Origin of the sequence: Streptomyces sp. NPDC003300 (assembly GCF_040610915.1) — a bacterium.
Taxonomy (GTDB): Bacteria; Actinomycetota; Actinomycetes; order Streptomycetales; family Streptomycetaceae; genus Actinacidiphila.
This window is the reverse complement of record NZ_JBEXNE010000001.1, coordinates 34,089-59,402: the sequence shown is the minus strand read 5'-3', so window position 1 is coordinate 59,402 and position 25,314 is coordinate 34,089. Positions and strand designations below refer to the sequence as shown.

Annotated in this window: 24 protein-coding genes and 7 tRNA genes; 14 read left to right on the top strand and 17 right to left on the bottom strand. The window is 73.3% G+C overall.

Features of this window, described 5'->3' with window-relative positions; translation table 11 throughout:
* Positions 1 to 325 precede the first annotated feature (325 nt).
* A complete protein-coding gene (cobA, locus tag ABZX65_RS00300) occupies positions 326 to 1,567 on the top strand; it encodes a uroporphyrinogen-III C-methyltransferase (RefSeq protein WP_355332608.1) in 1,242 nt (413 codons plus the stop codon).
* Between the two features lie 54 nt (positions 1,568 to 1,621).
* A complete protein-coding gene (locus tag ABZX65_RS00295; protein WP_355332605.1) occupies positions 1,622 to 2,443 on the top strand; it encodes an RNA methyltransferase in 822 nt (273 codons plus the stop codon).
* Positions 2,444 to 2,519: 76 nt separating this feature from the next.
* Here the strand turns inward: ABZX65_RS00295 and ABZX65_RS00290 are convergent, their stop codons facing one another.
* The 3 genes from ABZX65_RS00290 to ABZX65_RS00280 form a co-directional block, all read right to left on the bottom strand.
* Positions 2,520 to 3,665 (bottom strand): acyl-CoA dehydrogenase family protein, encoded by a 1,146-nt coding sequence (locus ABZX65_RS00290; protein WP_355332603.1) that lies wholly within the window; start codon positions 3,663 to 3,665, stop codon positions 2,520 to 2,522.
* Positions 3,662 to 4,867, bottom strand: coding sequence for an acyl-CoA dehydrogenase family protein (locus tag ABZX65_RS00285; RefSeq protein ID WP_355332600.1), 1,206 nt, complete (start codon positions 4,865 to 4,867; stop codon positions 3,662 to 3,664). The genes ABZX65_RS00290 and ABZX65_RS00285 overlap by 4 nt, the downstream gene beginning before the upstream one ends.
* A gap of 680 nt (positions 4,868 to 5,547) precedes the next feature.
* The gene (locus tag ABZX65_RS00280; protein ID WP_355332597.1) at positions 5,548 to 6,888 is read right to left on the bottom strand and encodes a serine/threonine-protein kinase; all 1,341 of its coding nucleotides are present in this window, start codon (positions 6,886 to 6,888) and stop codon (positions 5,548 to 5,550) included.
* A 241-nt stretch (positions 6,889 to 7,129) separates the two neighbouring features.
* Here ABZX65_RS00280 and ABZX65_RS00275 point away from each other — a divergent pair, with 241 nt between their 5' ends.
* Both ABZX65_RS00275 and ABZX65_RS00270 read left to right on the top strand, forming a co-directional pair.
* Positions 7,130 to 7,363, top strand: coding sequence for a hypothetical protein (locus ABZX65_RS00275; RefSeq protein ID WP_188285447.1), 234 nt, complete (start codon positions 7,130 to 7,132; stop codon positions 7,361 to 7,363).
* Between the two features lie 354 nt (positions 7,364 to 7,717).
* Positions 7,718 to 7,921, top strand: a complete 204-nt coding sequence (locus ABZX65_RS00270) for a hypothetical protein (protein WP_355332595.1) — start codon at positions 7,718 to 7,720, stop codon at positions 7,919 to 7,921.
* A gap of 275 nt (positions 7,922 to 8,196) precedes the next feature.
* Here the strand turns inward: ABZX65_RS00270 and ABZX65_RS00265 are convergent.
* The 5 genes from ABZX65_RS00265 to ABZX65_RS00245 all read right to left on the bottom strand — a co-directional run bounded on the left by ABZX65_RS00265 (position 8,197) and on the right by ABZX65_RS00245 (position 8,665).
* Positions 8,197 to 8,268 (bottom strand) — tRNA-Val (locus ABZX65_RS00265).
* A gap of 38 nt (positions 8,269 to 8,306) precedes the next feature.
* A tRNA-Val gene (locus ABZX65_RS00260) sits at positions 8,307 to 8,378 on the bottom strand.
* A gap of 32 nt (positions 8,379 to 8,410) precedes the next feature.
* A tRNA-Val gene (locus ABZX65_RS00255) sits at positions 8,411 to 8,482 on the bottom strand.
* 1 nt (position 8,483) lies between these two features.
* Positions 8,484 to 8,557: transfer RNA gene (locus ABZX65_RS00250), tRNA-Cys, on the bottom strand.
* Between the two features lie 35 nt (positions 8,558 to 8,592).
* Positions 8,593 to 8,665 (bottom strand) — tRNA-Gly (locus ABZX65_RS00245).
* 222 nt (positions 8,666 to 8,887) lie between these two features.
* Here ABZX65_RS00245 and ABZX65_RS00240 point away from each other — a divergent pair.
* The 3 genes from ABZX65_RS00240 to ABZX65_RS00230 all read left to right on the top strand — a co-directional run bounded on the left by ABZX65_RS00240 (position 8,888) and on the right by ABZX65_RS00230 (position 11,725).
* Positions 8,888 to 9,967, top strand: coding sequence for a chorismate-binding protein (locus ABZX65_RS00240; RefSeq protein ID WP_355332593.1), 1,080 nt, complete (start codon positions 8,888 to 8,890; stop codon positions 9,965 to 9,967).
* Positions 9,964 to 10,785 carry an aminodeoxychorismate lyase gene (locus ABZX65_RS00235; protein ID WP_355332590.1) on the top strand — a complete coding sequence of 274 codons (822 nt, stop codon included), beginning with the start codon at positions 9,964 to 9,966 and terminating at the stop codon, positions 10,783 to 10,785. Before ABZX65_RS00240 ends, ABZX65_RS00235 begins: the two co-directional genes overlap by 4 nt.
* A gap of 94 nt (positions 10,786 to 10,879) precedes the next feature.
* Positions 10,880 to 11,725, top strand: a complete 846-nt coding sequence (locus ABZX65_RS00230) for a GNAT family N-acetyltransferase (RefSeq protein WP_355332587.1) — start codon at positions 10,880 to 10,882, stop codon at positions 11,723 to 11,725.
* Between the two features lie 93 nt (positions 11,726 to 11,818).
* Here the strand turns inward: ABZX65_RS00230 and ABZX65_RS00225 are convergent, their stop codons facing one another.
* Positions 11,819 to 12,409: a DsbA family protein gene (locus ABZX65_RS00225; protein ID WP_355332584.1), complete on the bottom strand. Its 591-nt coding sequence runs from the start codon at positions 12,407 to 12,409 to the stop codon at positions 11,819 to 11,821.
* A gap of 168 nt (positions 12,410 to 12,577) precedes the next feature.
* Here ABZX65_RS00225 and ABZX65_RS00220 point away from each other — a divergent pair, with 168 nt between their 5' ends.
* Positions 12,578 to 13,027, top strand: coding sequence for a hypothetical protein (locus tag ABZX65_RS00220; protein WP_355332582.1), 450 nt, complete (start codon positions 12,578 to 12,580; stop codon positions 13,025 to 13,027).
* A 113-nt stretch (positions 13,028 to 13,140) separates the two neighbouring features.
* Entirely contained in the window at positions 13,141 to 13,377 is a 237-nt protein-coding gene (locus ABZX65_RS00215) for a hypothetical protein (RefSeq protein WP_355332579.1), read from the top strand.
* 64 nt (positions 13,378 to 13,441) lie between these two features.
* Here the strand turns inward: ABZX65_RS00215 and ABZX65_RS00210 are convergent, their stop codons facing one another.
* Positions 13,442 to 13,999 carry a CGNR zinc finger domain-containing protein gene (locus tag ABZX65_RS00210; RefSeq protein WP_355332576.1) on the bottom strand — a complete coding sequence of 186 codons (558 nt, stop codon included), beginning with the start codon at positions 13,997 to 13,999 and terminating at the stop codon, positions 13,442 to 13,444.
* 303 nt (positions 14,000 to 14,302) lie between these two features.
* On the bottom strand, positions 14,303 to 14,716 hold the full coding sequence (locus ABZX65_RS00205; RefSeq protein ID WP_003959770.1) for an SsgA family sporulation/cell division regulator: 414 nt from the start codon (positions 14,714 to 14,716) through the stop codon (positions 14,303 to 14,305).
* A 189-nt stretch (positions 14,717 to 14,905) separates the two neighbouring features.
* Here ABZX65_RS00205 and ABZX65_RS00200 point away from each other — a divergent pair, with 189 nt between their 5' ends.
* From ABZX65_RS00200 to ABZX65_RS00185, 4 genes are all read left to right on the top strand, one after another.
* Complete coding sequence (locus ABZX65_RS00200; RefSeq protein ID WP_355332573.1) at positions 14,906 to 15,319, top strand: TIGR02611 family protein; 414 nt, start codon at positions 14,906 to 14,908, stop codon at positions 15,317 to 15,319.
* A 78-nt stretch (positions 15,320 to 15,397) separates the two neighbouring features.
* Positions 15,398 to 15,469 (top strand) — tRNA-Val (locus tag ABZX65_RS00195).
* Positions 15,470 to 15,566: 97 nt separating this feature from the next.
* A complete protein-coding gene (locus tag ABZX65_RS00190; protein ID WP_355332571.1) occupies positions 15,567 to 16,037 on the top strand; it encodes an SRPBCC family protein in 471 nt (156 codons plus the stop codon).
* 38 nt (positions 16,038 to 16,075) lie between these two features.
* A tRNA-Val gene (locus ABZX65_RS00185) sits at positions 16,076 to 16,147 on the top strand.
* A 105-nt stretch (positions 16,148 to 16,252) separates the two neighbouring features.
* Here the strand turns inward: ABZX65_RS00185 and solA are convergent.
* Genes solA through ABZX65_RS00165 form a run of 4 tightly spaced genes read right to left on the bottom strand, consistent with a single transcriptional unit; the run spans position 16,253 to position 20,054 of the window.
* Positions 16,253 to 17,389, bottom strand: a complete 1,137-nt coding sequence (solA, locus tag ABZX65_RS00180) for an N-methyl-L-tryptophan oxidase (protein ID WP_355332568.1) — start codon at positions 17,387 to 17,389, stop codon at positions 16,253 to 16,255.
* 28 nt (positions 17,390 to 17,417) lie between these two features.
* Positions 17,418 to 18,173 (bottom strand): amino acid ABC transporter ATP-binding protein, encoded by a 756-nt coding sequence (locus ABZX65_RS00175; protein ID WP_355333555.1) that lies wholly within the window; start codon positions 18,171 to 18,173, stop codon positions 17,418 to 17,420.
* A 20-nt stretch (positions 18,174 to 18,193) separates the two neighbouring features.
* Entirely contained in the window at positions 18,194 to 19,177 is a 984-nt protein-coding gene (locus ABZX65_RS00170) for an amino acid ABC transporter permease (RefSeq protein WP_355332566.1), read from the bottom strand.
* Entirely contained in the window at positions 19,164 to 20,054 is an 891-nt protein-coding gene (locus tag ABZX65_RS00165; RefSeq protein ID WP_355332563.1) for an ABC transporter substrate-binding protein, read from the bottom strand. Before ABZX65_RS00165 ends, ABZX65_RS00170 begins: the two co-directional genes overlap by 14 nt.
* A 364-nt stretch (positions 20,055 to 20,418) precedes the next feature.
* On the opposite strand from ABZX65_RS00165, the gene ABZX65_RS00160 reads away from it, so the two are divergent.
* Positions 20,419 to 21,852 carry a hypothetical protein gene (locus ABZX65_RS00160; RefSeq protein WP_355332560.1) on the top strand — a complete coding sequence of 478 codons (1,434 nt, stop codon included), beginning with the start codon at positions 20,419 to 20,421 and terminating at the stop codon, positions 21,850 to 21,852.
* 63 nt (positions 21,853 to 21,915) lie between these two features.
* Here ABZX65_RS00160 and ABZX65_RS00155 read toward each other — a convergent pair whose 3' ends face one another.
* Entirely contained in the window at positions 21,916 to 23,400 is a 1,485-nt protein-coding gene (locus tag ABZX65_RS00155) for an amidohydrolase family protein (RefSeq protein WP_355332558.1), read from the bottom strand.
* Between the two features lie 104 nt (positions 23,401 to 23,504).
* Entirely contained in the window at positions 23,505 to 25,190 is a 1,686-nt protein-coding gene (locus ABZX65_RS00150; protein WP_355332555.1) for a helix-turn-helix domain-containing protein, read from the bottom strand.
* Between the last annotated feature and the right edge of the window lie 124 nt (positions 25,191 to 25,314).

The window sequence follows — 25,314 nt, the reverse complement described above, 5'->3', positions numbered from 1 at the left end:
CATGCGCCGCGGCGGTGCGGTCGTGGCCCCAGGGGGTGCCGCCTGCTGTGGCGTGCACAGTCGCGGTGCGTCCTGGCCGAGCGCGCGGTTCCCCGCGCCCCGAGGGGGTGCCGCCCGTTGTGGCGTGCACAGTGGCGGTGCGTCGTGGTCGGCCGCGCGATTCCCCGCGCCCCCAAGAAGGACGGCTCACCCTTCTGCGGAAGAGGACGCGTCCCGGAGGGGCGGGGGGAAGCGCGCGGCCGGGCACGGTGGGGCCGACCGGTGCCGGGGCCGAAACGTAGGATCGCCGCACGCAGTGGAAACCGTTGAGAAGGAGCCGGACCGCATGGATCGCAAGGACGCCCCGGCGTACCCCGTAGGGCTGCGCCTCGCCGGACGGCGCGTCGTGGTGGTCGGCGGTGGCCAGGTGGCGCAGCGGCGGCTTCCGGCGCTGGTGTCGGCGGGGGCGGACATCGTGGTGGTGTCGCCGACGGCGACGCCGTCGGTGGAGGCGATGGCCGACGCGGGCGAGCTGCGCTGGGAGCGGCGGCCGTACGAGGACGGGGACCTGGAGGGCGCCTGGTACGCCCTGGTGGCGAGCACCGACGCGGCGGCGAACGCGGCGGCGTCCGCGGAGGCGGAGGCCCGCCGGGTGTGGTGCGTGCGCAGCGACGACGCGGAGGCGGCCACGGCGTGGACGCCCGCGACGGGCCGTTCGGAGGGCGTGACGGTGGCGGTGCTGACCGGCAGGGACCCCCGGCGGTCGGCGGCGGTACGGGACGCGGTCGTCGAGGGGCTGCGGGACGGCACGCTGGTGGCGCCGCACCACCGGACGCGGACGGCGGGCGTGGCGCTGGTCGGCGGCGGCCCCGGCGACCCGGACCTGATCACGGTGCGCGGACGCCGCCTCCTGGCGGAGGCGGACGTGGTGATCGCCGACCGGCTCGGCCCGCGCGACCTGCTGGACGAACTGCCGCCGCACGTCGAGGTGATCGACGCGGCGAAGATCCCGTACGGCCGGGCGATGGCCCAGGAGGCCATCAACAGCGCGCTGATCGAGCACGCCAGGGCGGGCAAGGCCGTGGTCCGGCTCAAGGGCGGCGACCCGTACGTCTTCGGGCGCGGTATGGAGGAGGCAGAGGCGCTGGCCGCGGCCGGTGTCCCGGTCACCGTCGTACCCGGCATCTCCAGCTCCATCAGCGTGCCGGGCGCGGCCGGTATCCCGGTCACGCACCGGGGTGTGGCCCACGAGTTCACGGTGGTCAGCGGCCATGTCGCGCCCGACGACGCGCGCTCGCTGGTCGACTGGACGGCGCTGGCCCGGCTGCGCGGCACCCTCGTGCTGCTGATGGCGGTCGAGCGGATCGGCCCGATCGCGGCGACGCTGGTGGCGGGCGGCCGGTCCGCCGACACACCCGTGGCCGTGGTGCAGGAGGGCACGACGGCCGCGCAGCGCCGGGTGGACGCCACGCTGGCGACCGTCGCGGACGTCGTGGAAGCGGAAGGCGTACGTCCCCCCGCCGTGATCGTGATCGGCGACGTGGTCACCGTGGGCGGCGGCGTCGCACAGGGCCGTACCGGCCGGTGAACGGCTTGTGGATGCGCCGTTGGCAGGTGCCGGAGGACAGGGCAGTATCAGGCTGTGGCTGAGCTCATCACGATCGACGACCCCGACGACCCGCGCCTGCACGACTACACGTCGCTGACCGACGTGGACCTGCGGCGTCGTCGCGAACCCGCCGAAGGTCTCTTCATCGCCGAGGGCGAGAAGGTCATCAGGCGGGCCCGGCACGCCGGTTACCGCATGCGCTCGATGCTGCTGTCCGCCAAGTGGGTGGACGTCATGCGCGATGTCATCGACGAGGTGCCCGCTCCCGTCTACGCCGTCAGCCCCGACCTCGCGGAGCAGGTCACCGGCTACCACGTGCACCGGGGCGCCCTCGCCTCCATGCAGCGCAAGCCGCTGCCGACGGCCGAGGACCTGCTCGCCGCCGCCCCCGCCCAGGGCGCCGGACGCCGCGTCGCGATCTTCGAGGACATCGTCGACCACGCCAACCTCGGCGCCGCCTTCCGCAGCGCCGCCGCCCTCGGCGTGGACGCCGTCTTCCTCTCCCCGCGCTGCGCCGACCCCCTCTACCGGCGCGCCGTCAAGGTCTCCATGGGCGCCGTCCTCCAAGTCCCCTGGACCCGTCTGAGTTCCTGGCCCAAGGACATCGAACGCTTCCGCCAGCAGGGCTTCGTCACCGCGGCGCTCTGCCTCGCCGACAAGTCGATCACCATCAACGAACTGGCCGCCCGCCGCTACCCCAAACTCGCCCTCATGCTCGGCACCGAGGGCGACGGCCTCTCCGTGGACGCCCTGCGCGCCGCCGACGAGTGGGTCAGCATCCCGATGGCCCCCGGCGTCGACTCCCTCAACGTCGCCGCCGCGTCGGCCGTCGCCTTCTACGCCACGAGGCTGTAGCCGCGCGGGGCGGCGGCCGGGGCCAGGTCTTCAGGCGCGCCGGGGGCACCCCCAGCGCGCCCACGGGCGGGCGTCCTCACGGGCGGGGCGGGAGCCCCACCAAAGAGGCCAGCGCCGCGCGGTGGTACCCCGGTGTGCCGAGGGCGATCTCGTCCGCCTTGGCGCGCTTGAGGTAGAGGTGGAGCGGATGCTCCCACGTCATGCCGATGCCGCCGTGCAGTTGAAGGGCCTCTTCCGCGGCGTGGACGGCCGTGGCGGCGACGTACGACTGCGCGACGGCCACGGCGACGGCGGTGTCGGGCGCGCCGGTGGCCAGGGCGTCGGCGGCGGAGCGGGCGGCGGCGCGGGCCGAGACGACCTCGAGCCAGAGGTCGGCGAGCCGGTGCTTGAGCGACTGGAAGGACCCCACCACGCGCCCGAACTGGTGGCGCTCACCGAGGTAGCGGACGGTCTCGTCCAGGCACCACTGGGCGATGCCGAGCTGTTCCGAGGCGAGCAGCCCGGCGCCGGTGAGCAGGGCGCGGTCCAGCGCGGCGGCCGGGTCTGCGGCGGGCAGGAGACGCCCGGCGGCGCCGGAGAGCTCCAGATCGGCGAGCGGCCGGGTGAGGTCGAGGGAGACCGGCCGTACGGTACGGACGTCGGCCGCCGCGACCTCGTAGAGCCCCGGGCCTTCCGGGCCGACGGCGGGGACGACGAGCACGTCCGCGACGAGGGCTTCCACGACGCTGGTGACACGGCCGGTCAGCAGACCGCCCGCGTCGGCGCGTACCGCTGTGGGGAAGGCACCGCCGGGAGCGGCGGACAGCGGGACGGCCAGCGCCGCCGTGGCCGTGCCTGCGGCGAGGCGGCCGAGCAGCGCCGCCGTCCCCGCGTCCTCGGTGTCGCAGCCGAGCAGCGCGGTGGTGGCGAGGACGGCGCTGCCGAGGAAGGGCGTGGGCGCGGCGCCGCCGCCCAGGACTTCGAGGACGACGGCGGCCTCCCGCGCGGTGGCGCCCTGGCCGCCGAGCTTCTCCGGCACCAGCAGCCCGGCGAGGCCGAGTTCGGCGGCGAGCACCCGCCACAGCGCCGGGTCGTACGGTGTGTCGGTCTCGATCGCGGCCAGCACGGCCGTCGGCGGGCAGCGGTCGGCGAGGACGTCGCGCACGGCGGCCCGCAGGTCGTCCTCGACCTCGGAGTAGAGGAGGTCGGCGGGGCCGGGGGAGGGGGCGGAGGCGGCGGTCATCGGGGGAGGTCCTTCCAGGCGGCGTCCTTGTCGGTGCGGGGCTCGGAGGGCAGGCCGAGGACCCGCTCGGCGACGATGTTGCGCAGGATCTCGGAGGTGCCGCCCTCGATCGAGTTCCCCTTGGCCCGCAGATAGCGGTAGCCCGCGTCGCGGCCGTAGAAGTCGACACTGCGCGGCCTGACCATCGTCCAGTCGCCGTAGCGCAGGCCGTCCTCGCCGAGGAGTTCCACCTCAAGGCCGCTGATCTGCTGGTTGAGCCGGGCGAAGGCCAGCTTGAGCCCGGAGCCCTCGGGGCCCGGCGCGCCGGACACGAGCTGCTGGCGGACCCGCTCGGCGGTGAGCCGCGCGATCTCCGCGTCCACCCACAGCCGCATCAGCCGGTCGTGCAGCTCCGGCGTCCGCAGCTCGGGCCGCTCGCGCCAGGTCGCGGCGACGGGGCCCATCATGCCGCCCTCACGCGGCAGGCTCTGCCCGCCGATCGCCACCCGCTCGTTCATGAGCGTGGTCTGCGCGACCCGCCAGCCGTCGCCGACCTCGCCGAGCCGGTGCGCGTCGGGAATCCGCACCCCGCTGAGGAACACCTCGTTGAACTCGGCCTCCCCGGTGATCTGCCGCAGCGGACGCACCTCGACGCCGGGGTCGGTCATGTCGCACACGAAGTACGTGATCCCTCGGTGCTTGGGCACATCCGGGTCGGTACGGGCGATGAGGATCGCCCAGCGCGCGGTGTGGGCGCTCGACGTCCAGACCTTCTGGCCGTCCACGACCCACTCGTCGCCGTCGCGGACCGCCCGCGTCCGCAGCCCGGCCAGGTCCGAGCCCGCGCCCGGTTCGCTGAAGAGCTGGCACCACACCTCCTCGCCGGTCCACAGCGGTCGCAGAAAGCGGGACTTCTGCTCCTCGGTGCCGTACCGCAGGATGGTCGGCGCCGCCATGCCGAGCCCGATGCCGATCCGCCGGGGATCGTTGTCCGGTGCCCCGGCCGCCGTCAGCTCCGCGTCCACCGCCGCCTGCGCCGCCCTCGGCGCACCCAGGCCCCCGAGGCCCTCGGGGAAGTGCACCCACGCCAGCCCCGCGTCGAACCGCGCCCGCAGAAACTCCAGCGGCTCCGTCCGCCCCGGCTCCCACGCCGCCAGCAGCGCCCTGGCCCGTCGGCGCAGCTCCTCCTCGCCGAGGCCGTCCTTCGCGGTGGTGGTCGTCATGCGCCGCGTCCTTCCGATCGCCCGAGCCTACTAAGCAAGCGCTTGGAAACCTAGCCGAAGTCCGCCCACCCACGCCAGCCCCCCTGCGGGGGAGGCTTCACGAGTACGGACGCCCGCGCGAGTGCCACATCCCGTCGCGGAGACAGCCCCGCCCCACCCTGGCCCCCCGCGCCGTTCCCCGCGCCCCGGTGGGGGCCGGTCGCGCAGTTCCCCGCGCCCCTTCGGGGCTCGTACCTGCCGTCCTTCACCCGCGCCCCGGCGTGGGCTGGTCGCGCAGTTCCCCGCGCCCCTCAAAAGCCCGCCCTCCGGACGCCGGGTGGGGCCCCGTAGGGGCGCGGGGAACTGCGCGGGCAAGCGCAGCGGGCGGGTGCTGTTCCCATGGCGGGAATGTGGCACTGACCTGGGGGCGCGGGGAACTGCGCGACCAGCCACGTCATGGCGGGACTGTCTCCGCGACGCCGGGTGGGGCCCCGTAGGGGCGCGGGGAACTGCGCGCGAAACCGCAACGGACCGGTGCTGTTCGCGCGGCGGAATGTGGCACCCACCTGGGGGCGCGGGGAACTGCGCGACGAGCCACGGCCGACCGGGACTGTCCGCACGGCCGAAAAGCGGCACCCACCCGGGGGAACGGCGCGATCGGCCGGGACGGAAGCCGACATCGGGCCGCCCGGGCGGCAGCCCTAGGGGCCTGAATCCCCGGCGGAAGCCGAGACGGTGACCGTGGGCGGGACGCCGAGTCCGCGGGAAAGCCGGTGGCACCCCTGGGCGGCGGCGATGATGACGGCCGCGAGAAGGGTGACGATGACGAAGACGAAGACGCGCTGGCGCAACAGGCGCCGCTTCGGGCTGGCACCGGGACGCCGCCCGGTCGGCGTCCGGGCGGCGGGGGTGCGGGTCCCGGAGGACCGGGGGCCGGGCGGCCGAGGCGGCGGCGTACGCGACCCGGAGCGCCCCCCGGACGTGCCGGCGCCGCCCTGCCCCCCGGCACCGGCCCCGGTGCCGTGCGGCCCCTGGCCACCGCCCGTACGGCTGCCGCGGCCGGGCGCGGTACCGGGACCCGTACGCCCGTTGGTCGGCCCGCCGGCCGGCCGCCGTTCGGTGTGCTGCTGCGCGTACTCCTCGGCCCTGCGGCCGGTCGGCCGCTCCGGGCGCGGCCCGGCCGCCTTCGGCAGCCCCTCGCGGCGCGGCGCGCCGATCCCGCGGGCCTCGCGGGCGGCGATCTCGGCGAGCCGTTCCGAGAGCTGCACGGTGCTCGGCCGCTCCTCGGGGTCCTTGGCCAGGCACGCGTAGACCAGCGGCGCGAGCGCGTCGGGCACGCCGGTCAGATCCGGCTCCTCGTGCACCACGCGGTACAGCATGACCTCGGAACTGCCCTGCCCGAAGGGCGAGTCGGCGGTCGCCGCGTACGCCAGGGTGGCGCCGAAGGCGAAGACGTCGGTGGCCGGGGTGACCGCGGCGCCGCGCACCTGCTCGGGCGCGAGGAAGCCGGGCGAGCCGACCGCCGTACCGACGTGCGTCAACGTGCTGGCCCCGGTCGCCCAGGCGATGCCGAAGTCGATGATCCGCGGGCCCTTGGGGGACAGCAGGATGTTCGACGGCTTGAGGTCGCGGTGCACGACCCCGGCCTCGTGCACGGCGACCAGCCCCTCGGCGAGGGCCGCGCCGATCGTGGCGACCTCGGCGGCGGGCAGGGTGCCGCCCTCGGCGACCTTGTCGTGCAGGGACGGCCCCGGCACGTACTGCGTGGCGAACCACGGGCGTTCGGCCTCGAGGTCGGCCGCCACCAGCCGGGCCGTGCAGCCGCCGCGGATCCGCCGGGCGGCGGACACCTCACGGGCGAACCGCGAGCGGAACTCCTGATCCTCCGCCAGCTCGGGCCTGATGACCTTCAGCGCGACGCGCTGCCCGCGCTTGTCCGCGCCGAGGTAGACCACGCCCATGCCGCCCGCCCCGAGCCGCCGGTGCAACCGGAACGCGCCGACGACCCGCGGATCCTCGCGCCGGAGCCGCATCATCGCCATGTCCGTCCGTCCCCTGCCTCCGGTGGGGGAGGCCCCACTCCACTGAACTGACCGGCCGCTGGGCCGGCCGCCCACAGCTTACGGACTCAAGTCCCCCCGCGCGCTGATGCCCCGCAGGCGCGCGGACGCTAATTGTCAGTGCCCGGTGGGATCCTTGAGAGGCGGGAGCGCGCCCGTCCGACGGGTGGTCAGCACCGCGCCCGCTTCGCCAACGGACCGTCTGCCAAGGGGGAATGACGCCGTGAAAGGTGATCGTGTGGAGATAGTCGTCGACGCGGGGGACACCACCCGCACCTATGAGGTCATCGCCACCCGGGCGGGCCGCAGAGTGGAGACGGCGGTGCGCCGAGGTGTCGTGGAAGTGAGTGAAGTCACCCGCAATGGGACGGTGGTCCGCACCGCCCGCTTCATGTCCACCAGAGTGCTCGCCCTGGTGGAGCAGCCGGTACCGCGCGAGGTCGAGCAGGCGGGCTGAGCACCGCCCCGTCACCGCGCCGTCGCCCGACCCCGTCACCGCCCTGTCACCCCGCCGGCTACCGACGCGGTCCCGGACCCTCCTCAGGAAAAGCCGCCCCTCCGGCCCGGTGTCCCCTCCGGGATACCCCTGGTGACCTAGGTCGCCTCCTCCACCCAGGGGAGTATCCGGGCCGCTCGCCGTCATCCTCCGGGAGGCCGGTAAAGGGGTACGAGGGCATGACGACCGGCCGCCGTCGCGCCCCTAATGTTGAGGTCAAGCGGCGGGCGAAGCACTCGTCCCCCGAGGTCAAACGTCCGCCGCCCCAAATCTGACAACAGAAGATCTGACCACACCACACCTCTGGAGAGGGCCATGGCGAACACGGTGGAACGCACCGCGCGTGCCGTGCGCGGCGGCAGGGCGCTGATCGTCGGCGCCCGTCCGACCGGCACCCGGCATCCGCTGGTGGCGGCGGCCATGGTGCTGCCGCTGGCAGCGCTGCTCGCCTACTTCTTCGGTGGAGTGGACGCGGTGGTCACACAAGCGTCGTCCGTAGCCGGCCTGATGGGGCGCTGACACAACGCCCCAGGCCCGGAAGAGCGGTCCGGGCCGGGGACATACCGGTGAACCCCGTGGGGACGGGGGTACGGCGGACGACTGCGTTTGCCCGGGTATCGCGAGATACCCGGGCATTGCGCTTTTCCGGGGCCAGTTGCCCCCGATCCCGACGACGGAGGCGGTCCTCCCGCGATCGAGTGGACCCGCACGGCCGAGTGGACCCGCACCGCCGAGGGACCCGCACGACCGAGGGCCGGAAGCTCGATCGCTTCCGGCCCTCGGTGTCCTGCGCGTGGACGATACTGGGATTGAACCAGTGACCCCTTCCGTGTCAGGGAAGTGCTCTCCCGCTGAGCTAATCGTCCTCGGTCGTGCGGGTGACGCGGATGGTGCTGATGACGCGTGCGCGATACTGGGATTGAACCAGTGACCTCTTCCGTGTCAGGGAAGCGCTCTCCCGCTGAGCTAATCGCGCGGGATCTTTCTCCAGGACCCTGTGGGGTCCAGTGGACGATACTGGGATTGAACCAGTGACCTCTTCCGTGTCAGGGAAGCGCTCTCCCGCTGAGCTAATCGTCCTTGGAGGTGGAGACGGGATTTGAACCCGTGTAGACGGCTTTGCAGGCCGTTGCCTCGCCTCTCGGCCACTCCACCAACACAGCGGGGGTTCGGGAAGATCCCCCACGTCGAGCGGACGACGAGATTCGAACTCGCGACCCTCACCTTGGCAAGGTGATGCTCTACCAACTGAGCCACGTCCGCAGGCGCCGTAGCTCCGGGGCACTCTCGTGTCCCGGCGACGTGGTGAACTCTAGCGGATTCCCGGTCAAGCTCAAAAACTGGTTTCCGCAGCGTGCCGGGCCAATGACGGGCGCATGACCGGCGGAGCACCGCGACGGCGCCCCGCCTAGACTCGGCTCCACCTGCCGCCGAGCACCGGTTCGGCCCTCCCGTCGTCCACTCGCCGTCCACCAGGGAAGCCCCGTGCGTGACCTCGCCCCCATGGCCCGCTTCGGCGGCCTCGTCGCCTCCGACCTGCGGGATGTCACCGCGGACCTGAGCGCGCTCGACTCCACGGGCTTCTGGGCGGTCGCCGCCGACTTCGAGGGCCGTACGGTCTGCGCCCGCTTCGGCGACGTACGCCGCGACCCCGCCCCCTCCACACCCCGGACCCGCCCCTGGCGCGGCCCCGACCCCGCCGCGTGGACCTCCTCGCTGGACCGCGCGGCCTATGTGGCCGGGGTGCGCGCGATCCGCGAGCGCATCGCGGCCGGAGAGGTCTACCAGGTCAACCTCTGCCGGGTCCTGACCGCGCCGCTGCCCGAGGCGGAGAGCCGGGGCGGGTACGGCGGCCCGGACATCGACGCGCTGTCCGCGGTCCTGGCCCGCGGCAACCCGGCCCCGTATGCCGGAACGATTCGGCTGCCCGCGCACGGCGTCGAGATCGCCACCGCCTCGCCCGAGTTGTTCCTGCGGCGCGACGGCGCGACGGTCGAGTCGGGGCCGATCAAGGGCACCGCGCGGACCGCGGACGAGCTGCTGCCCAAGGACCACGCAGAGAACGTCATGATCGTCGACCTGGTGCGCAACGACCTCGGCCAGGTCTGCGCCACCGGCTCGGTGACCGTGCCCGCGCTGTGCGCGATCGAGCCGCACCCCGGCCTGGTGCACCTGGTCTCCACCGTCCGCGGCGAGCTGCGCCCCGACGCCGGATGGCCGGAGCTGTTCGCCGCCGCCTTCCCGCCCGGCTCGGTCACCGGCGCGCCCAAGTCGAGCGCGCTGCGGGTGCTCGGCGAGCTGGAGACCGCCCCGCGCGGCCCGTACTGCGGCGGGATCGGCTGGGTCGACGCCGACCGGCGGACCGGTGAACTGGCCGTCGGCATCCGGACGTTCTGGATCGACAGGACGGGCCCCGGCGCCCCCCTGCTGCGCTTCGGCACCGGCGCCGGGATCACCTGGGGTTCGGATCCGGAAGGCGAGTGGGCCGAGACCGAATTGAAGGCGGCCAGGCTGCTGGCGGTAGCGTCGGGAGTCCAGGAGACAAGCGGAGGGATGCTTCGGTGAAGATCTGGGTGGACGGCGGACTGCGGGACACCGCGGACGCCACCGTGTCGGTGTTCGACCACGGACTGACGGTCGGCGACGGCGTGTTCGAGACGCTCAAGGCCGTCGAAGGCCGGCCCTTCGCGGTCACCCGCCACCTGGAGCGGCTGGCCAGGTCCGCCCGCGGCCTCGGCCTGCCGGAGCCCGACCAGGACGAGGTGCGCCGCGCCTGCGACGCCGTGCTCGCCGCGAACCCGATGCCGCTCGGACGGCTGCGGATCACGTACACCGGCGGCCCGTCACCGCTCGGCTCCGACCGCGGCGACGCGGGCACCACCCTGGTCGTGGCGCTCGGCGAGGCGTCCGTACGCCCCGACACCACCGCCGTCGTCACCGTCCCGTGGGCGCGCAACGAGAAGGGCGCGCTGTCCGGGCTCAAGACCACCTCCTACGGGGAGAACGTCGTCGCTCTCGCGCGGGCGCACGAACACGGCGCCAGCGAGGCGCTGTTCGCCAACACCCGGGGCAGGCTCTGCGAGGGCACCGGGTCCAATGTCTTCGTCGTCCTCGACGGCCGGCTGCTGACCCCGCCGCTGGCGTCCGGCTGCCTGGCCGGGATCACCCGCGAGCTGGTGATCGACTGGACCGGCGCGCAGGAGACCGATCTGCCGCTCGACGTCCTCGACCGGGCTGAGGAGATCTTCCTGACCTCGTCGCTGCGCGATGTGCAGGGCGTGCACCGGACGGACGACCGTCGGCTGTCCGCCGCTCCGGGGCCCGTCACGGCCAAGGCCATGCGGATCTTCGCCGAGCGCGCGGCGGCCGATCCGAACCCGTAGGTCCCCCAAGTCCCGGCACGGCGGCGGCCGGGCGCGGTAGAACGTCACCCGGCACCCCATGCGATCGGTACGGCGACATCCCGGGAGCGCGACCATGACGACGACCCTCAGACCCGCGGGCCCGGAGCGGCGCGCGCCCGACGGCGGTCGCGCCCGCGCCTTCACCGTCTGCGTCAACGGCCGCCCGGTTGGCGGTGTCGAGCTGAGCGCGGAAACGGGGCTCGGCCCCGGCACCGGGCGGATCGCGGCGCTGGCCGTCGACGAGCCGGACCGGCGGCGCGGGCGCGGCACCGTGGCCGCGCTGGCCGCCGAGGAGGTGCTGCGGCTGTGGGGCTGCGCGCGGGCGGAGGTCTCGGTCCCGGCCGCGGCCGAGTACGGGCTGCGGCTGGCCACCGCGCTCGGCTACGTCGAACGCGCCCGCGGCATGCTCAAGCCGCTGCGCGAGCCCGCCCCGCCGCACCCGCTGCCGCCCGGCAGCCGCACCCGCCCGCTGACCGCCGCCGAGTACGGGCCGTGGCGGGCGCACAGCGCGGAGGAGTTCATCGCCTCGCTGGTCGACCGCGGCATGCCGCGCGAGCAGGCGGCGGCCCGCGAGGCCGCCGCCTTCGACCACGTGCTGCCGCGCGGCCGGGACACTCCGGGCGCCGCGCTGTACGCCCTCGCGCACGACGGTGTGACCGTCGGCCGCGTGGCGCTGCGGCTGTACGACGAGGCCGACCGTGCCGCGCCCGCGTGGGTGCTGGCCGTCGAGGTCGACACCGCGCACCGGGGCCGCGGACACGGCCGTACGCTCATGCTCGCCGCCGAGAACGCCTGCCGGGAGGCCGGGGCCCCCGCCGTCGCCCTCGACGTCTTCGCGGGCAACGCACCGGCGCTGCGGCTGTACGAGTCGCTGGGCTACGGCACGACGGTGCGGCACCTGACGAAGCCGCTGCTGTAGCCCGGACCCGAGCCCGGACCGTGCCCGCGTCTGAGCCCGGACCCGTGCCCGCTGCCCGCGTCTGATCCCGACCCCGATGGGCCCGGCGCCGGTCTAGTCGCGGCCGGGGATCCGGCAGACCTGCGCGTCGTCGCCGGTGGCCGGGCCGGGGCCGGGGACGGCCGAGCCCGCCTCGGCCAGCAGGCGGTCGGCGATGGCGGTGATCCGCTCGCGCAGCCCGTCCTGGCTCTTGCCGCCGTCCAGACGCTCGCCGCCGATCACATACGTGGGCGTGCCGGTGACGCCGATGGCCTTGCCCTCCGCCTCGTCGGAGTCGACGACCAGCAGGTGGCGGCCGTCGATCAGCGCGGTGTCCACCTCGTCGGCGTCCAGGCCGAGATCGCGGGCCACCTCGACCAGCAGCGCCTCACCGCGGCTGTCCAGTTCCTCGACCCTGGCCAGCACGGCCTCCGCGTACGGCCAGCCGCTGCCCTGCTCGTACGCCTCCTCGTACGCCTGCGCGGCGGCCAGGGCGTGCGCGTGCTTGGGCAGCGGGAAGTGCCTGAGCTGGATGTCGAGCGTGTCGCCGTACCGCTCGCGCAGCGCGCGGACGTCGTCCAGGGCGGTGCGGCAGTCCGGGCACTGGAGCTCGCACCAGACCTCGAGTACGGGGGGACGCGGCACGGCGGGGGAGGGTTGATCCATGGTCCAAGTCTCCCACTCGGGGAGGAGGCACCCCCGAGATCCCCCTGAACCCGGCCCCCCACCGTGGCCTCGCGCGCCCGTGTCGAGGCAGGATGGGAGGACGCGACCTCGTGCGGGCCCTTGGCCGGACCTCACGGGGCCATCCGCAACTGCCGCAGGAGCCTCGGGATGCTGACCACCGCCCTATGCGCCGTCCTGTCCGCCGCGGGCCTGGCCATCGCCGTGCAGACCGCCTACCGCCGACGCTATCTGCGGGCCACCCGCATCGCCGCCGTGTCCCTGCTGCCGGTCGGCCTGGCCATGGCGGGGCTCGTGACCCTCGGCCGCAAGATCGGCACCGCCACCGGCAACTGGGCGGCCGACCTGATCTTCAAGCCCACCGTCTGGCTCGGCTTCGGCGTCATCGGCGTCTCCGTGCTGCTGTACGGCGTCACCCGGCTGATCGCCGCGCGCGTCGGACCCGAGGAGGGGCAGCAGCCCCCGGCGGCCGTGCCCGGCGCCTCCAGCCCCGCGCTGCCCGCCTCCTCCCGCCCGAGCACGAAACGGCGCGCCTCGGCGGACAGCGGTCTGTCCGACTTCGCCGACGTCGAGGAGATCCTCAAGCGGCGCGGTATCTGACCGGAAAGGCGTGCGCCGCACGGTCCTCTTCGAACGGGTGTGGGGGTCCGAAACACCCCTGGGAGTTGGCGTGTTGGGAGACGAGTGATCGTTCTCTGCGCGATCATCGGCCTGTGCTGCCCACCTCCGGGGATCGTCTCTCCCCTCCGCGGCCGGACCGTGCCGAATCCACTGTCGAGAACGTCGTTCCAGGCCCGCGCGCCGAGGGTCGTGAACCCGCCGCGAGGGCGGGGGAGGGAGAGCCGCAGGGGTGCCTGTACGCCCTCTCGCAGCCCCCGCTGATGCTGTTCCTGTGCGTGATCGGAGGGCTGCTCGGGGCAGGCGCGATCTACGACCTGCTGCTGCTCTGACGCCGCGGGCCGGGGGCGGACGCACGCGGCGGCGTCCGCGGTCGGCTGTTCGTGCCGCCCGCGCTCAGGCGCTCGCCTCGCGCTGGCGGGCCCGGTAGGCCGCCACATGGAGCCGGTTGCCGCAGGTGCGGCTGTCGCAGTAGCGGCGTGAGCGGTTGCGGGACAGGTCGACGAAGGCCCGGCGGCAGTCGGGCGCGTCGCACCGCCGCAGCCGGTCGCGTTCCCCGGCGACGATGAGGAAGGCCAGCGCCATGCCGCAGTCCGCGGCGAGGTGGTCGGCCAGCGAGGCGCCCGGCGCGAAGTAGTGCACGTGCCAGTCGTAGCCGTCGTGGTCGGTCAGCCGCGGCGTGGTGCCCGCCTCGGCGACCATCGCGTTGAGCATGGTGGCGGCCGTCGCGTTGTCGGCGGCGCCGAAGACGGCGGTGAAGCGGGCGCGTACGGCGTGGACGGCGGTGAGGTCGCGCTCGTCGAGCCGTCCGACCTCGCTGACCTGGTTGCGCTCCACGAAGCCGCGGAGGTCCGCGACGTCCGCGAGCGATTCCCGGCCCTCGATCTGCGGCGCGGTGTTGACGAGGTCGACGACGCTGTCGAGCGCGCACCTGGTGTCATGGTTGATCAGCACGGAACTGCTCCCTGCCGGCGTGATCGGTCGGCTGCGTTCCGGTGACTCTAGCGCGCGAAAGCCGCCGCCGTGGGGGTGCAGGCCCCACGGAGACGGCTGTCGTGCGTGTCACGTACGCGACGGGTGACGGTGTCGTGCGTGTCGCGGCGAGCGACGTCACGAGCGATGTCATGAGCGAAATCGCGTGCGAAGTCGTGTCGAGATGACAGGCGGCCGGGCCGGGCGCGAGCGTCCGGCTCCGCTGGTCGGGTCCGGGCGTCCCCCCGAGTAGGACGGCCGCGGACTGCGGTGACGGGCTGGGTCTCAGCTCTCCGCGAGGATGTGGGAGAGCTCGGTGTCGAGGTCGAAGTGACGATGCTCGGTGCCCGGCGGAACCGCGGCGTCCGTCCGCTTTAGGAAGGACTCCAGGGCCCGCGCCGGTGCTTCCAGCAGCGCTTCGCCCTCGGGGGAGCTGAGGGCGATGCAGACGACGCCCTGACCGTGGCTGCGGGACGGCCAGACTCTGACGTCTCCGGTGCCGGTGGGGCGGTGCAGCCCCTCGGCGAGCAGGTCGCGGGCGAACACCCATTCGACCGTCTCTTCGGCTCCGGTGTGGAAGGTGGCGTGCACGGCATACGGATCGGCCGTGTCGTACCGCAAGCCCGCGGGTACAGGCAGTGAGGATTCGCTCGACACAACGAGGCGCAGGTGCAGCTCGCAGCTGACCGTGGTGTTCATAAGCGCCAGGGCCTTTCGCTCAGTGTGCGCTCGGGGATTCGCACGTCGGCGAAATCGACATGCCACCTGCGAGGACGTTGTAAACCCCTCTGAGGGGTTTGTGAGGCTTCTGGTACCTCGTCCGGCCTAGTCCCGAGACGGGCCGATCAGCCATTTCGGTGACGAACGCCGGTCGGGTAAATTGTCGGTATGACTGCGGAGAGTGACGAGTCCGGCGGAGCCGTGGCCAAGGATTCGCGGCTGGGGTCACGGGCCCCCGGCTTCATCAGGAAGTCACGGCTGCTGCACCAGTCCTGGCGGGTCGGCGTCTTCCTCGTCGGCCTCGCTGTCGTCGCGGGCGGAGTCGTCCTGCTCCCGCTGCCCGGCCCCGGCTGGGTGGTGATCTTCGGCGGCATGGCGATCTGGGCCACCGAGTTCGCCTGGGCCCAGCGCGTCCTGCGCTGGACCCGCCGCAAGGTCGCCGACGCTGCCAGGGCCGCCCTGGACCCCCGCGTACGGCGGCGCAATCTGCTGCTCACCACCGCCGCCGTGCTCGCCCTGGCCGGACTCGCCGGGTGCTACCTGTGGCAGTTCGGCCTCGACACGCCCTGGGCCGACAGCTAGGCCCCGCGCGCCCGTCGCGGGCCCTCGGGAGCCTGGTCCGAGGCCCCTCCCACGTGCGGTAAAGTTGTCCACGCGTCCGGGCGATTAGCTCAGCGGGAGAGCACTTCGTTCACACCGAAGGGGTCACTGGTTCGATCCCAGTATCGCCCACCGGATTCGAGGATCCCGGGGACCGGTTTCCACACCGCTCCCCGGGATCCTTTGCGTTCCCGCGCCGTACGCGGATTCGATCGCGCACACTTGCGGTATGGACTGGAGTCACTACCGATTCCGTAGGACGTGGCAGCTCGACGCGGACCCCGACGCCGTCTACCGGGTGCTGGAACGGCCCGACGACTACCCCGTCTGGTGGCCCCAGATCCGCGAGGTGCGGCAGACCGGCGACACCACCGGCATGCTGCGCTTCCGCTCCCTCCTCCCGTACGACCTCGTCGTCAGCGCCAGATCCGTCCGGCACGACCCGAGTACGCGGGTCCTGGAAGCCGCGATGACCGGCGACCTGGAGGGCTGGTTCCGCTGGACGATCACGCCGGGCGGCCTCCCGGGGACCCGCACCCGGCTGCTGTACGAACAGGAAGTCGTCGTCCGCAAGCCGTTGATGCGGCTGCTCGCCGTCCCCTGCCGCCCGCTCTTCCTCGCCAACCACGCGCTGATGATGCGCGGCGGACGCCACGGGCTGCTCGCGCGCCTCGCCGCCGACGCCGCGCATGTGGTTTGAACGGCGGGCCCGTCGCGCTGTATGGTTCGAGGCGTCCCGGGCGATTAGCTCAGCGGGAGAGCACTTCGTTCACACCGAAGGGGTCACTGGTTCGATCCCAGTATCGCCCACCGAGGCTCACCGGCCTCGAAGTACCGTGACGGTCCGCCGACATCAGTCGGCGGGCCGTTGTGCGTTCCGCGGCGGCCGTCGCGGAACGCCGGCCGGTGAGACCGTCAGGCGGCAGCGCCGGGCGCGGTGAACGCCGAGATGTCGTCGGTGGATTCACCGTCCAGCGCCAATTCGGCGAGGATGCGGCCGATGGCCGGGGTGAACTTGAAGGCGTGGCCCGCGCCGAGGGCGACGATGATGTCGGGGTACCGCGCGAGCGGGCTCAGCACGAATTCCCGGTCGGGCGTGATCGCGTACTGGCAGGTGACGGTGCGCAGCACGTGGCCGCTGGCGGGGATCGTGGCGCCCATGAACGCCGAGAGCTGGTCGAGCAGTTCGGCGGACGGCTCGAAGGTCCGGTCCTCGGGCGTCATCAGGTTGTTCGACACGTCGCGGGCGGCTTTGACGGTGGGTTCGCCGTAGGCGGGGAATCCGTAGAAGCAGTCGGTGTCCTCCCAGATCCACACGGGGAAGCGGTCGGGGTCGAACGCTTCGGCGTCGGCGGGCTTGAAGTACGTGACCTGCTCCTGCATCGTCTCCAGCGGTATCGCGGCGTCCAGTGGGGCGAGCAGCCGGTTCGTCCACGCGTCGGCCGCCAGGACCACCTTCCTCGCCCGCACGGGACCGGCCGCCGTCTCCAGTACGGTGCCCGCGCCGTCCGGCCTCAGCGCCGTCACGGGCGTGCGCGCCCGCAAGTCGGCGCCGTGGGCCCGCGCCTGCATCTGGAGCGCGGCCACCGTACGGGAGGCGTTCACGATCCCGGTGTCGGGCGTGTAGACGGTCTCGACGTTCTCGGGGATGTCGAACTGCGGCCACCGCGCACGGACCCGGTCCGGGTCCAGCAGCTCGTAGGGGACGCCGACCTCGGTCAGGCTGCCGGTGAAGTCACCGGCGCTGTAGGGGCCGTCGGCGGGCAGGAAGATCACCCCGCCGGTCACCGTGACCAGCCGCTCGCCCGCGACCTTCTCGAAGTCCGCCCAGTCCTGGTACGCGGACGTGGCGAGCCGGACGTATCTGGTCGCGCCGTAGGACGTCCTGATGATGCGTGAGGTGTCGTGCGACGCGCCCCGTACGTGTCCGAGGTCGAACTGCTCGAACGCGACGGTGCGGACTCCGCGCTTGGCCAGGTGGTACGCGGCGGCGCTGCCGAGGGCGCCCAGGCCGACGACGGCCACGTCGAAGGTCTCCAGCGGGTTGCTCACGGTGCTTCCTTCCGGATTCGATGAGTTGTCATGACAGGACCTTCGCCAGGAAGGAACGGGTGCGTTCGTGCCGCGGACTGCCCAGCACCCGCTCGGGAGGGCCGCTCTCGACGATCACGCCGTCGTCGAGGAAGGCCACGGTGTGGGCGACCTCGCGTGCGAAGCCGATCTCGTGGGTGACCACGATCATGCTCATGCCGTCCGCGGCGAGACCCCGCATCACGTCGAGCACCTCGCCGACCAGCTCCGGGTCGAGCGCGGAGGTGGGCTCGTCGAACAGCATCAGCTTGGGGCGCATGGCGAGCGCCCGTGCGATCGCGACCCGCTGCTGCTGCCCGCCGGACAGCGCCCGCGGGTACGCGTCCGCCTTGTCGGCGAGCCCGACGCGGGTGAGCAGCGCCCGCGCGTGTTCGACGGCCGCCCCGCGCTTCTCCCGGCGGACCCGGAGCGGGGCCTCGATCAGGTTCTCCAGCACGGTCATGTGCGGGAAGAGGTTGAAGTGCTGGAAGACCATGCCGATCTCGCTGCGGCGCTTGGCGGTCTCCGCGTCGCGCAGTTCGTGCAGCCACCCGTTGTGCTCGCGGTAGCCGACCAGGTCGCCGGCGACGCTGATGCTGCCCGCGTCGATCTTCTCCAGATGGTTGACGCAGCGCAGGAACGTGCTCTTGCCCGACCCCGACGGGCCGATGAGACACAGCACCTCGCCCTCCGCGACCGTCAGGTCGATCCCCTTGACGACGCGATTGCCGCCGTAGGACTTGTGCACGCCCACGGCCTCGACCATCGGCCGGGTGGAGACGGCGGTCATGCGCGGCCTCCCTCGGTGCCGGCCGGGCCCGTCGGCGCGGCGGCCCTCGCCCTGCGCGGGACGATCCCGGCCCGCAGCGCCGCCAGCAGCGACGGCTGGGGGGAGTGGGTGTCACCGCGCTTGAAATGCCGTTCGAGGTAGAACTGGCCCGTGCTCAGCACGGTGGTCACCACGAGGTACCAGAGGCTGACGGTGATCAGCAGCGGGATCACCTCGTACGTCCGCGAGTAGATCTCCTGCACCCGGAAGAGGATCTCCGGGATCGCGATGACGCTGACCAGCGACGTCGTCTTGAGCATCGAGATCGTCTGGTTCCCCGTCGGCGGGATGATGACCCGCATGGCCTGGGGGAGCACGACGCGCCGGAAGATCTGGCCCCTGCGCATGCCCAGCGCCTGCGCGGCCTGCGTCTGGCCGGGGTCGACCGACTGGAGCCCGGCCCTGACGATCTCGGACATGTAGGCGCCCTCGTTCAGCCCGAGGCCGAGGATCGCCGCGACATACGGCGTGATCAGCGTGTTCGCCTCACCCGACACCAGCGTCGGGCCGAACGGGACGCCGATCGACAGCACCGGGTACAGGGCGGCCAGGTTGAACCAGAAGATCAACTGCACCAGCAGCGGCGTGCCGCGGAAGAATCCGGCGTAGGCCAGCGCCGCGGCGGCGACGGACCGGTTCCTGGAATCACGGCAGACCGCGACCAGGACGCCGATGACGATTCCGACGACCATGGCGACGACGGTCAGGACGATCGTCGTGACAAGTCCGTGCACCACCTGTACATCGCGGAAATAGCTGAATACGACGTCCCACTGATAGCGGGGATTCGTGATCAGCGAATTGACGACGAGGGCCGCCAGGGAAATGATGACGAAGGTCGCGATCCACTGACCGTAATGCCGGGTGCGCGCGACCTTGAGCACGCCGCCGTCCGGGCCGCCGGTTCTTTGCGCGAGCGAGGGCATTTCAGCGTTGGCCATCGGTGTGCACCTCTGACTTCGCGATCTCGCCCTGGTTCACTTTCCACTTGGCCAGGATCTTGCCGTACGTGCCGTCGGATATCAGATTGTTCATCGCGGCGGCGACCGCGGGCGCCAGGGCGGAGCCCTTCGGGAGCGCGTAGCCCCATGTGGTCGGCAGGTAGTTCGCGTTCAGCACGTCGAGCCGGCCGTTGGACTGCCCCGCGATGTAGGACAGCGGGCCGTAGTCGGACATGCTGGCGTCCGCGCGGCGGCTGCTGACCGCGAGCGTGGCGTCGGCCTGGGCGGGGAACACCGAGACGGTGATGGCGGGCTTGCCCGCACGCACGCAGTCCCGGTCGAACGTCGGCATGTAGTTCTCGGCGTAGATGCTGCCCTTCATGACGGCGATGGTGTGTCCGCACATCGTGTCGAGGGTCAGCTTCTCGGGGTTGCCCGCGTCCACGATCAGCGAGGTGCCGCCGGAGTACTCGCTGACGAAGTCGACCTGCTTCAGCCGGGCGGGCGTGATGCTGAGCGCCGCGGCGACCATGTCGTAGCGGTTGGTCTGGAGGCCGGGGATCATCGCGTCGAACTTGACGTCGGCGAACCTCACCTTCAGCCCCAGCACGTCGGCGACGGCCCGCAGAAGCTCGGGTTCCGCGCCTGCCAGGGTCTTGCCGTCCTCGGCGAGCAGCAAGAACGGCGGATAGCCGGGCCCGCTCGCCACGTCGATCCCGCCCTTTCCCGCGATGTCCGAAGGAACCAGTCGCGCGACGCTCTTGTCGTACGTCCCCCGGATGAAATCCTCGCCCACGGAATCGGCGGTCGCGGTGGCATGCGAGGTGCAACCGGCGAGGACGCCGACGGTCAAGGCGAATCCCGCCACTGCTGTCACGGCTGTCGCCGGTCTACCAGTAAGGTGTTTGCTGAACACGTGAGTCGGGCTCCTTGCGGCAGTCGGGAACAACATGCGAGGACCGATACGCCGTTTTCCGTTCTGTGGAAAAGGGAAATCCGGCGGTGCTCAAAACGAGTTGGCTCACTATAAGCACCGCGGAAGTGCTGTCACGCCGCACGATGCGTTTCCGGCAAATCGCGGCACGGCGAATTGACGGTTCTGCGCGAACGCCCGGGCCGGGCGGTCGCCGCGGCGGCGCACCACCGGGCGCGCGGGCGGGCCACTGCTACGGTGCGGGGAACGCACGTCGCCCCGGCCACGACGGAAGGCCCACGCGACACGGATCGTCGAGGACCCGGTGATGACGACACATGTGTTGTCGGGACTGAACGCGGTGCAGCAGGTCGGCAATCGTCCCGACCCCACCCTGCCGATGCCGGTCGGGGAGATCGCCGGACGGTTGGGCACGGTGCTGAGCAGCGCTTCCCGGCTCTGTGGTGAACTGGCGGAACTCGAACTGCTGGAGCGCGGGAGCGCGTACGGGACCTACCGCATCGGACGGCGGGCCATCGAGCTCTCCGGCCGCGCGGCGGCCCCGTTCGCCAGGTCCGTCCGGTCCGCGCTGACGCTCGTCGCGACGCTCACCGGCGAGACCGCGTGCCTGGCCGCACCGACGGCGCAGGGCATGCGGGTGGTCGCCTCGGTCGAGTCGGTGTGGCCCCTGCGCGCGCACGCCAAGGTGGGCGAGTCGGTCGACGACGCCCGGCGCGCGATCGTGCGCGCGGCGCGCCTGGAAGACACCGACGGCCCGTCGCGGGCGCTCCGCGCCGAGTCGACCATCGGCATGGGCGTGGAGATCGCCGTGCCGGTCATGAGCCCCGTCGGCGAATGTGTCGCCGTACTGGCGGCCCGGCTGCCGGTCAGCCGCGCCGCCAAGGTCGTACCGCGGGCGCGCCGTGTGCTCGACGAGGCGCGGCGGCTGCTCGAACGCACGGTGGACGACGAACTGGACCGGCCGAACATCGCGCCCGGAGGTCCGCTCGGCCGCGACGGCAGCCCGCTGGGCCTTGAGGCGGCACTGCGGATCGTGTGGCATCTGTCCGCGGGGCGCGACTCGTTGGCCGGTATCGCGACCGGGACGGGGCTGCGGCCCGACCGGGTCCGCCGCCTGCTGGAGTCGTGCGGCCGGGCGGGAGTCGTCCGCAGGAGCAAGGACGGCGCGCGGTTCGAGGCGAGCTGGGCGGTGCACGGCTGGCATCGCGCCGCGACCCTGCCGATGATCCTCGAAAAGGGCCGGCCGCTCGTGGCCGAAGCGGCGGCGACGACCGGGGTGTGCGCGTTCATCACCGTGCTGAACGGGATGCACAGCCTCACGCTCGTCGAAGAACTCCAGAGCGTCGGCGAGGGGTTGAGCATGACGCCGTGGCTCGGGCGCCTCGCCCCCATCATCGGCTCCGACGGCGGACCGACCCTGGCATCGGACTTCGAGGCCGACGAGCTGCGCCGGGTCCTGCCGAACAGGCACCCGCCGGAGCAGGTCGAGAAGTTCCTGCGGCGCTTCGCCCGCGCCGGGCGCGACGGCGTGCTGTCGATGAAGTCCATCGACGAACTGGGGATCATCTCCATCTCCGCGCCGGTACGCGACTCCAGCAACTCGGTCGCCGCCGCGGCCTGCCTGGTCGGCTCGACCGACAGCATCAGGCCGCGGACACGGGAACTGGAGGGCGTCGCACGGCGGTTGGGCGCCCGCGTGTCGCGGCTGATCGGCGCCCCCGAGGACGCGCCCGGCCCGTAGGCACGCCGTCGCCGGGGACGGCACCCGACCGCGGCCGGGCGGGCCCGACGCGGGGGCGGCCCCTCAGACCGACCGGTGCGTGAGCGTGCCGCCGACCATCGTGGTCAGCACCGGCATGGTCCGCAGCGCGGCGCGGTCGAACGCGCGCGGGTCCCCGCCGATGACCACGAGGTCGGCGACGTCGCCGACGGACACCGGACCCCGGCCCGCGGCGGCCGCCGCGAACGCCACCTCCAGCGGGACGCTCTGCTCGGGGTGCCACGCGGGCCGGTCGTCGTCGGTGCGGAAGACCGCGTCGGCGATGGCCAGCCTCGGGTCCAGCGGGCTGACCGGCGCGTCGGAGCCCAGCTCAAGCCGGGCGCCGGCGGCGTGCAGGGAGCGGAAGGCGTAGGCCCGGTCAGTGCGGCCCGGCCAGTGCAGGTCGGCCACGTCCCGGTCGGTCACGGCGTGCTGCGGCTGGACCGACGCGACCACGCCGAGCCGGGCGAAGCGCGGCATGTCCCGCTCGCTCACCAGTTGGGCGTGCTCGATCCTGCCGGGGCACCCGACCCGCTCGAACGCGTCGAGCACCGCGGAGTTCGCCCGGTCGCCGATCGCGTGCACCGCGGGTTCGAGCCCGGCCGCCCACGCCCTGCCCATCAGCTCGACCAGCTCGTCGAGCGGCACCAGCGACAGCCCGCACGCGTCACCGGCCCCGGCCCCGGCCGGGTGCGGATACGGATCGACGCACCACGCCGTCCTCGTGTTGAGCGACCCGTCGCTGACGATCTTGTACGGCCCGACCCGCACCCGCCCGTGGGTCCCCGCGACGACCTGCCCCGTACGGAACCCCGCGGCGATGGCACCGTCCAGCCACGGCGTCCAGACGCCGGCCAGCACCCTGACCGGCACCGCGCCGGGCCGGGACCGGCGGCGCCACGCCTCGACGTTGTCCGCGTAGGCGAGGTCGGTCAGGCCGGTGACGCCCAGCGCGGGCAGCGCGGCGACGGACTCCCCGACCCAGGCGTCGAGTTCCGCGGGCGGCAGCATCGCCGCCAGCCGCGCCTTGGTCTCGATCGACGCCGTCTCCCGCAGCACCCCCGTGGGGTGCCCGCGCAGGCCGACCAGGTCGAGCGCGGCGCTGCTCAGCCACGTGGTGTGCAGGTCGATGGTGCTGACGGCCACCGCCGCGTCGCCCACCAACTCGTCCAGGACCCGCTTGTGCGGAGCCTCCTCCCACAGTGCGGGCACGATGCCCTGACCCCAGACGATCCCGGTACGGTGCACCGCGCGCATGCCGTCCCGCATCATGACCGCGGCCTCGCGCGGGCTCCGTGCGGCGCCGAGATCGACGGCGCGCAGATTCCGTACCCACTGCTCGATGTGCACATGGCCGTCGACGAAACCGGGGACGAGGGTGGCGTCGGCGAACGCGATCACCTCGGTGTCCGGCTCGGGCGGGACGCCGCCGACGGCGCCGATCGCCGTGACGCGCCCCTCGCGGACCAGGACGTCGCGAGGTGGTCCGCCGAGGCCGACGCGGACGTGGGCGAGCAGGGTTGATGTCATCTGATTCCTCCGTTCCGCCCCGAACGGTAGAAGGCGCGGGCGCCGCCGCCGTTGTCGTCACGCCACGGGCCCGACCCCGCGGCTTGTCGGTCCCCACAAGGGCCTCAGCCGCGTGCGCCCCGGGGGCCGCGCACGGCGTTGCGCAGTTGGAGCCACGTCACGAGCGTGTCGTCGCCCGCGTCCAGGGCGACCCCGAACATCTCGGTCAGCCTGCGGACCCGGTAGCGGGCGGTGTTCTCGTGGACGCCGAGGGCGCGGGCGGTCGCGGCGACGCTCCCGGCGGACCCCAGATACGCCAGCAGCGTCCCGGCGTAGTCGGTGCCCTGGTCCGCGTCGTGGCGCAGGACGGCGCGCACGGCGGGCAGCCGCAGCACGTCCTCGTCGATCGGCGCCCCGGACCGCAGACAGGCGAGGACGACCTGAGGGCGCACGTCGTGGAGGGTGGCGACACCGCCGTGGGGCGGGTCGGCGCGCGGGTCGAGCAGCGTGTCCACGACCCGCCGGGCGAGCGGCCGGGACCCGGCGACGGCCGCGAGGCCGTCGACGACGGCGCCGAAGCCGACGACCAGTTCCACCCCGGCGGACCTGCGGGCCGCCGTCACCAGGTCCGTGCCCAGCCTGCGCAGCCGCGCGGCCAGCCGCGCCTGGCCCCGGTCGTCCTGGGGCGGGTCGAGCACGGGCAGCAGCAGGACGACGTCGCCCGCCTCCAGCACGGCCGCCGACTCCGGGTGCCAGTGCTCACCGTGCAGCGTGATCAGGTCGCGGACGCGGGCGGCGTCGGCGGCCCGCAGCTCACTGGCGACCGGCCGTACCGTCGCGAGGACGAACGAGGCACGCGCGGGCAGCGCCAGCGCCGCGGCGGCGCTCGCCGCGTCCAGCGAGGAGGCCAGCAGACCGCGGAGCGCGTCGCCGCGCAGCTCCCGCTCGGGGCTGACCGCCTCCCGCGACCGCAGCAGGTGCAAGGCGACGCTGCGGGCGGCGTCCAGCAGCGCGCGTTCCGCGTCGTCCACCAGCTTCGGCCGGTCCGCCAGGACGAAGATCACGCCGAGCACCTGGTGCCCCGCCCGTACGGCGACGGCCATCCGGTCGGCGTACTCCGGACCCGAACTGGCGAACCGCACCGGGCCCTGCGCGGCGATCACGGCCTGGTACTTCGCCGCGTCGCCAGGCCGTTCCGGTGTCCGGCGGCCGAGGATCGCCAACCGCCGGATCTCGTCGATCTCCTGGTCCGGCAGGTTGGAGTACGCCAGGATCCGGCCGTCGACCTCCTCGATCGTGACCGGCCCGCCCAGCGACGCCGCGATCGCGTTGGCCAGGCCGAACAGGTCGCCGATGCCGCCCGCCTCCTCGGGGACGGCGGCCCGAGCGGCACCGGCCGCGGTGACGAACGCGTCCAGGCGCCGCCAGGCCATCTCGTCGGGCGTGCACAGCAGGGCGATGTCCGCCTCGCGGGCGGCCTCGACGGCCCGGCCCAGGTCCCGGCCCCACGCCTTCACCACGACCGCGCTCGCGCCCGCGGCGGCGGCCTGCCGTATCCGGTCGGTCACCTCGGCGGGATCGGACCTGCCCCCGGTGAGCAGTACGACAGCCCCCGCCACGTCGTGGATCGGCTCGTCGGGACCGTGGACCACGGGCTCGCCCGCGGGCCGGGCCAACCGCGCCCGGTCACCGCCGACGAGCCGCAGCGTGTGCGGTCCCAGGCTCTCCAGCAGGTCGCGCAGCGTGCCCACGGCCGCCGAGGACGCGGCGGCGGGGGTCACCGACCGCGCGACGCCCTCGCCAGTGTCCATCGCCCCAGGCTATCGGCCCCCTTTGTGGCTGAGCACAAGTCGGCGCCGCCGAGTGCGTGGGCAACTCCAGGGCGGCGCCGGGGCCGTCCTGGAGACGATGCCACCGCGCCCCCGGCGCACAAGT

Bases quoted from the DNA above. Each gene is read 5' to 3' on its own strand.
- ABZX65_RS00190 (WP_355332571.1), top strand. From the start codon at position 15,567: ATGGACTGGAGTCACTACCGATTCCGTAGGACGTGGCAGCTCGACGCG.
- ABZX65_RS00220 (WP_355332582.1), top strand. From the start codon at position 12,578: ATGCTGACCACCGCCCTATGCGCCGTCCTGTCCGCCGCGGGCCTGGCC.
- ABZX65_RS00290 (WP_355332603.1), bottom strand. From the start codon at position 3,665: ATGACCGCCGCCTCCGCCCCCTCCCCCGGCCCCGCCGACCTCCTCTAC.
- ABZX65_RS00225 (WP_355332584.1), bottom strand. From the start codon at position 12,409: ATGGATCAACCCTCCCCCGCCGTGCCGCGTCCCCCCGTACTCGAGGTC.
- ABZX65_RS00280 (WP_355332597.1), bottom strand. From the start codon at position 6,888: ATGGCGATGATGCGGCTCCGGCGCGAGGATCCGCGGGTCGTCGGCGCG.
- ABZX65_RS00170 (WP_355332566.1), bottom strand. From the start codon at position 19,177: ATGGCCAACGCTGAAATGCCCTCGCTCGCGCAAAGAACCGGCGGCCCG.
- ABZX65_RS00205 (WP_003959770.1), bottom strand. From the start codon at position 14,716: ATGAACACCACGGTCAGCTGCGAGCTGCACCTGCGCCTCGTTGTGTCG.
- ABZX65_RS00155 (WP_355332558.1), bottom strand. From the start codon at position 23,400: ATGACATCAACCCTGCTCGCCCACGTCCGCGTCGGCCTCGGCGGACCA.
- ABZX65_RS00150 (WP_355332555.1), bottom strand. From the start codon at position 25,190: ATGGACACTGGCGAGGGCGTCGCGCGGTCGGTGACCCCCGCCGCCGCG.
- ABZX65_RS00285 (WP_355332600.1), bottom strand. From the start codon at position 4,867: ATGACGACCACCACCGCGAAGGACGGCCTCGGCGAGGAGGAGCTGCGC.
- ABZX65_RS00160 (WP_355332560.1), top strand. From the start codon at position 20,419: ATGACGACACATGTGTTGTCGGGACTGAACGCGGTGCAGCAGGTCGGC.
- ABZX65_RS00270 (WP_355332595.1), top strand. From the start codon at position 7,718: ATGGCGAACACGGTGGAACGCACCGCGCGTGCCGTGCGCGGCGGCAGG.
- ABZX65_RS00230 (WP_355332587.1), top strand. From the start codon at position 10,880: ATGACGACGACCCTCAGACCCGCGGGCCCGGAGCGGCGCGCGCCCGAC.
- cobA (WP_355332608.1), top strand. From the start codon at position 326: ATGGATCGCAAGGACGCCCCGGCGTACCCCGTAGGGCTGCGCCTCGCC.
- ABZX65_RS00175 (WP_355333555.1), bottom strand. From the start codon at position 18,173: ATGGTCGAGGCCGTGGGCGTGCACAAGTCCTACGGCGGCAATCGCGTC.
- ABZX65_RS00200 (WP_355332573.1), top strand. From the start codon at position 14,906: ATGACTGCGGAGAGTGACGAGTCCGGCGGAGCCGTGGCCAAGGATTCG.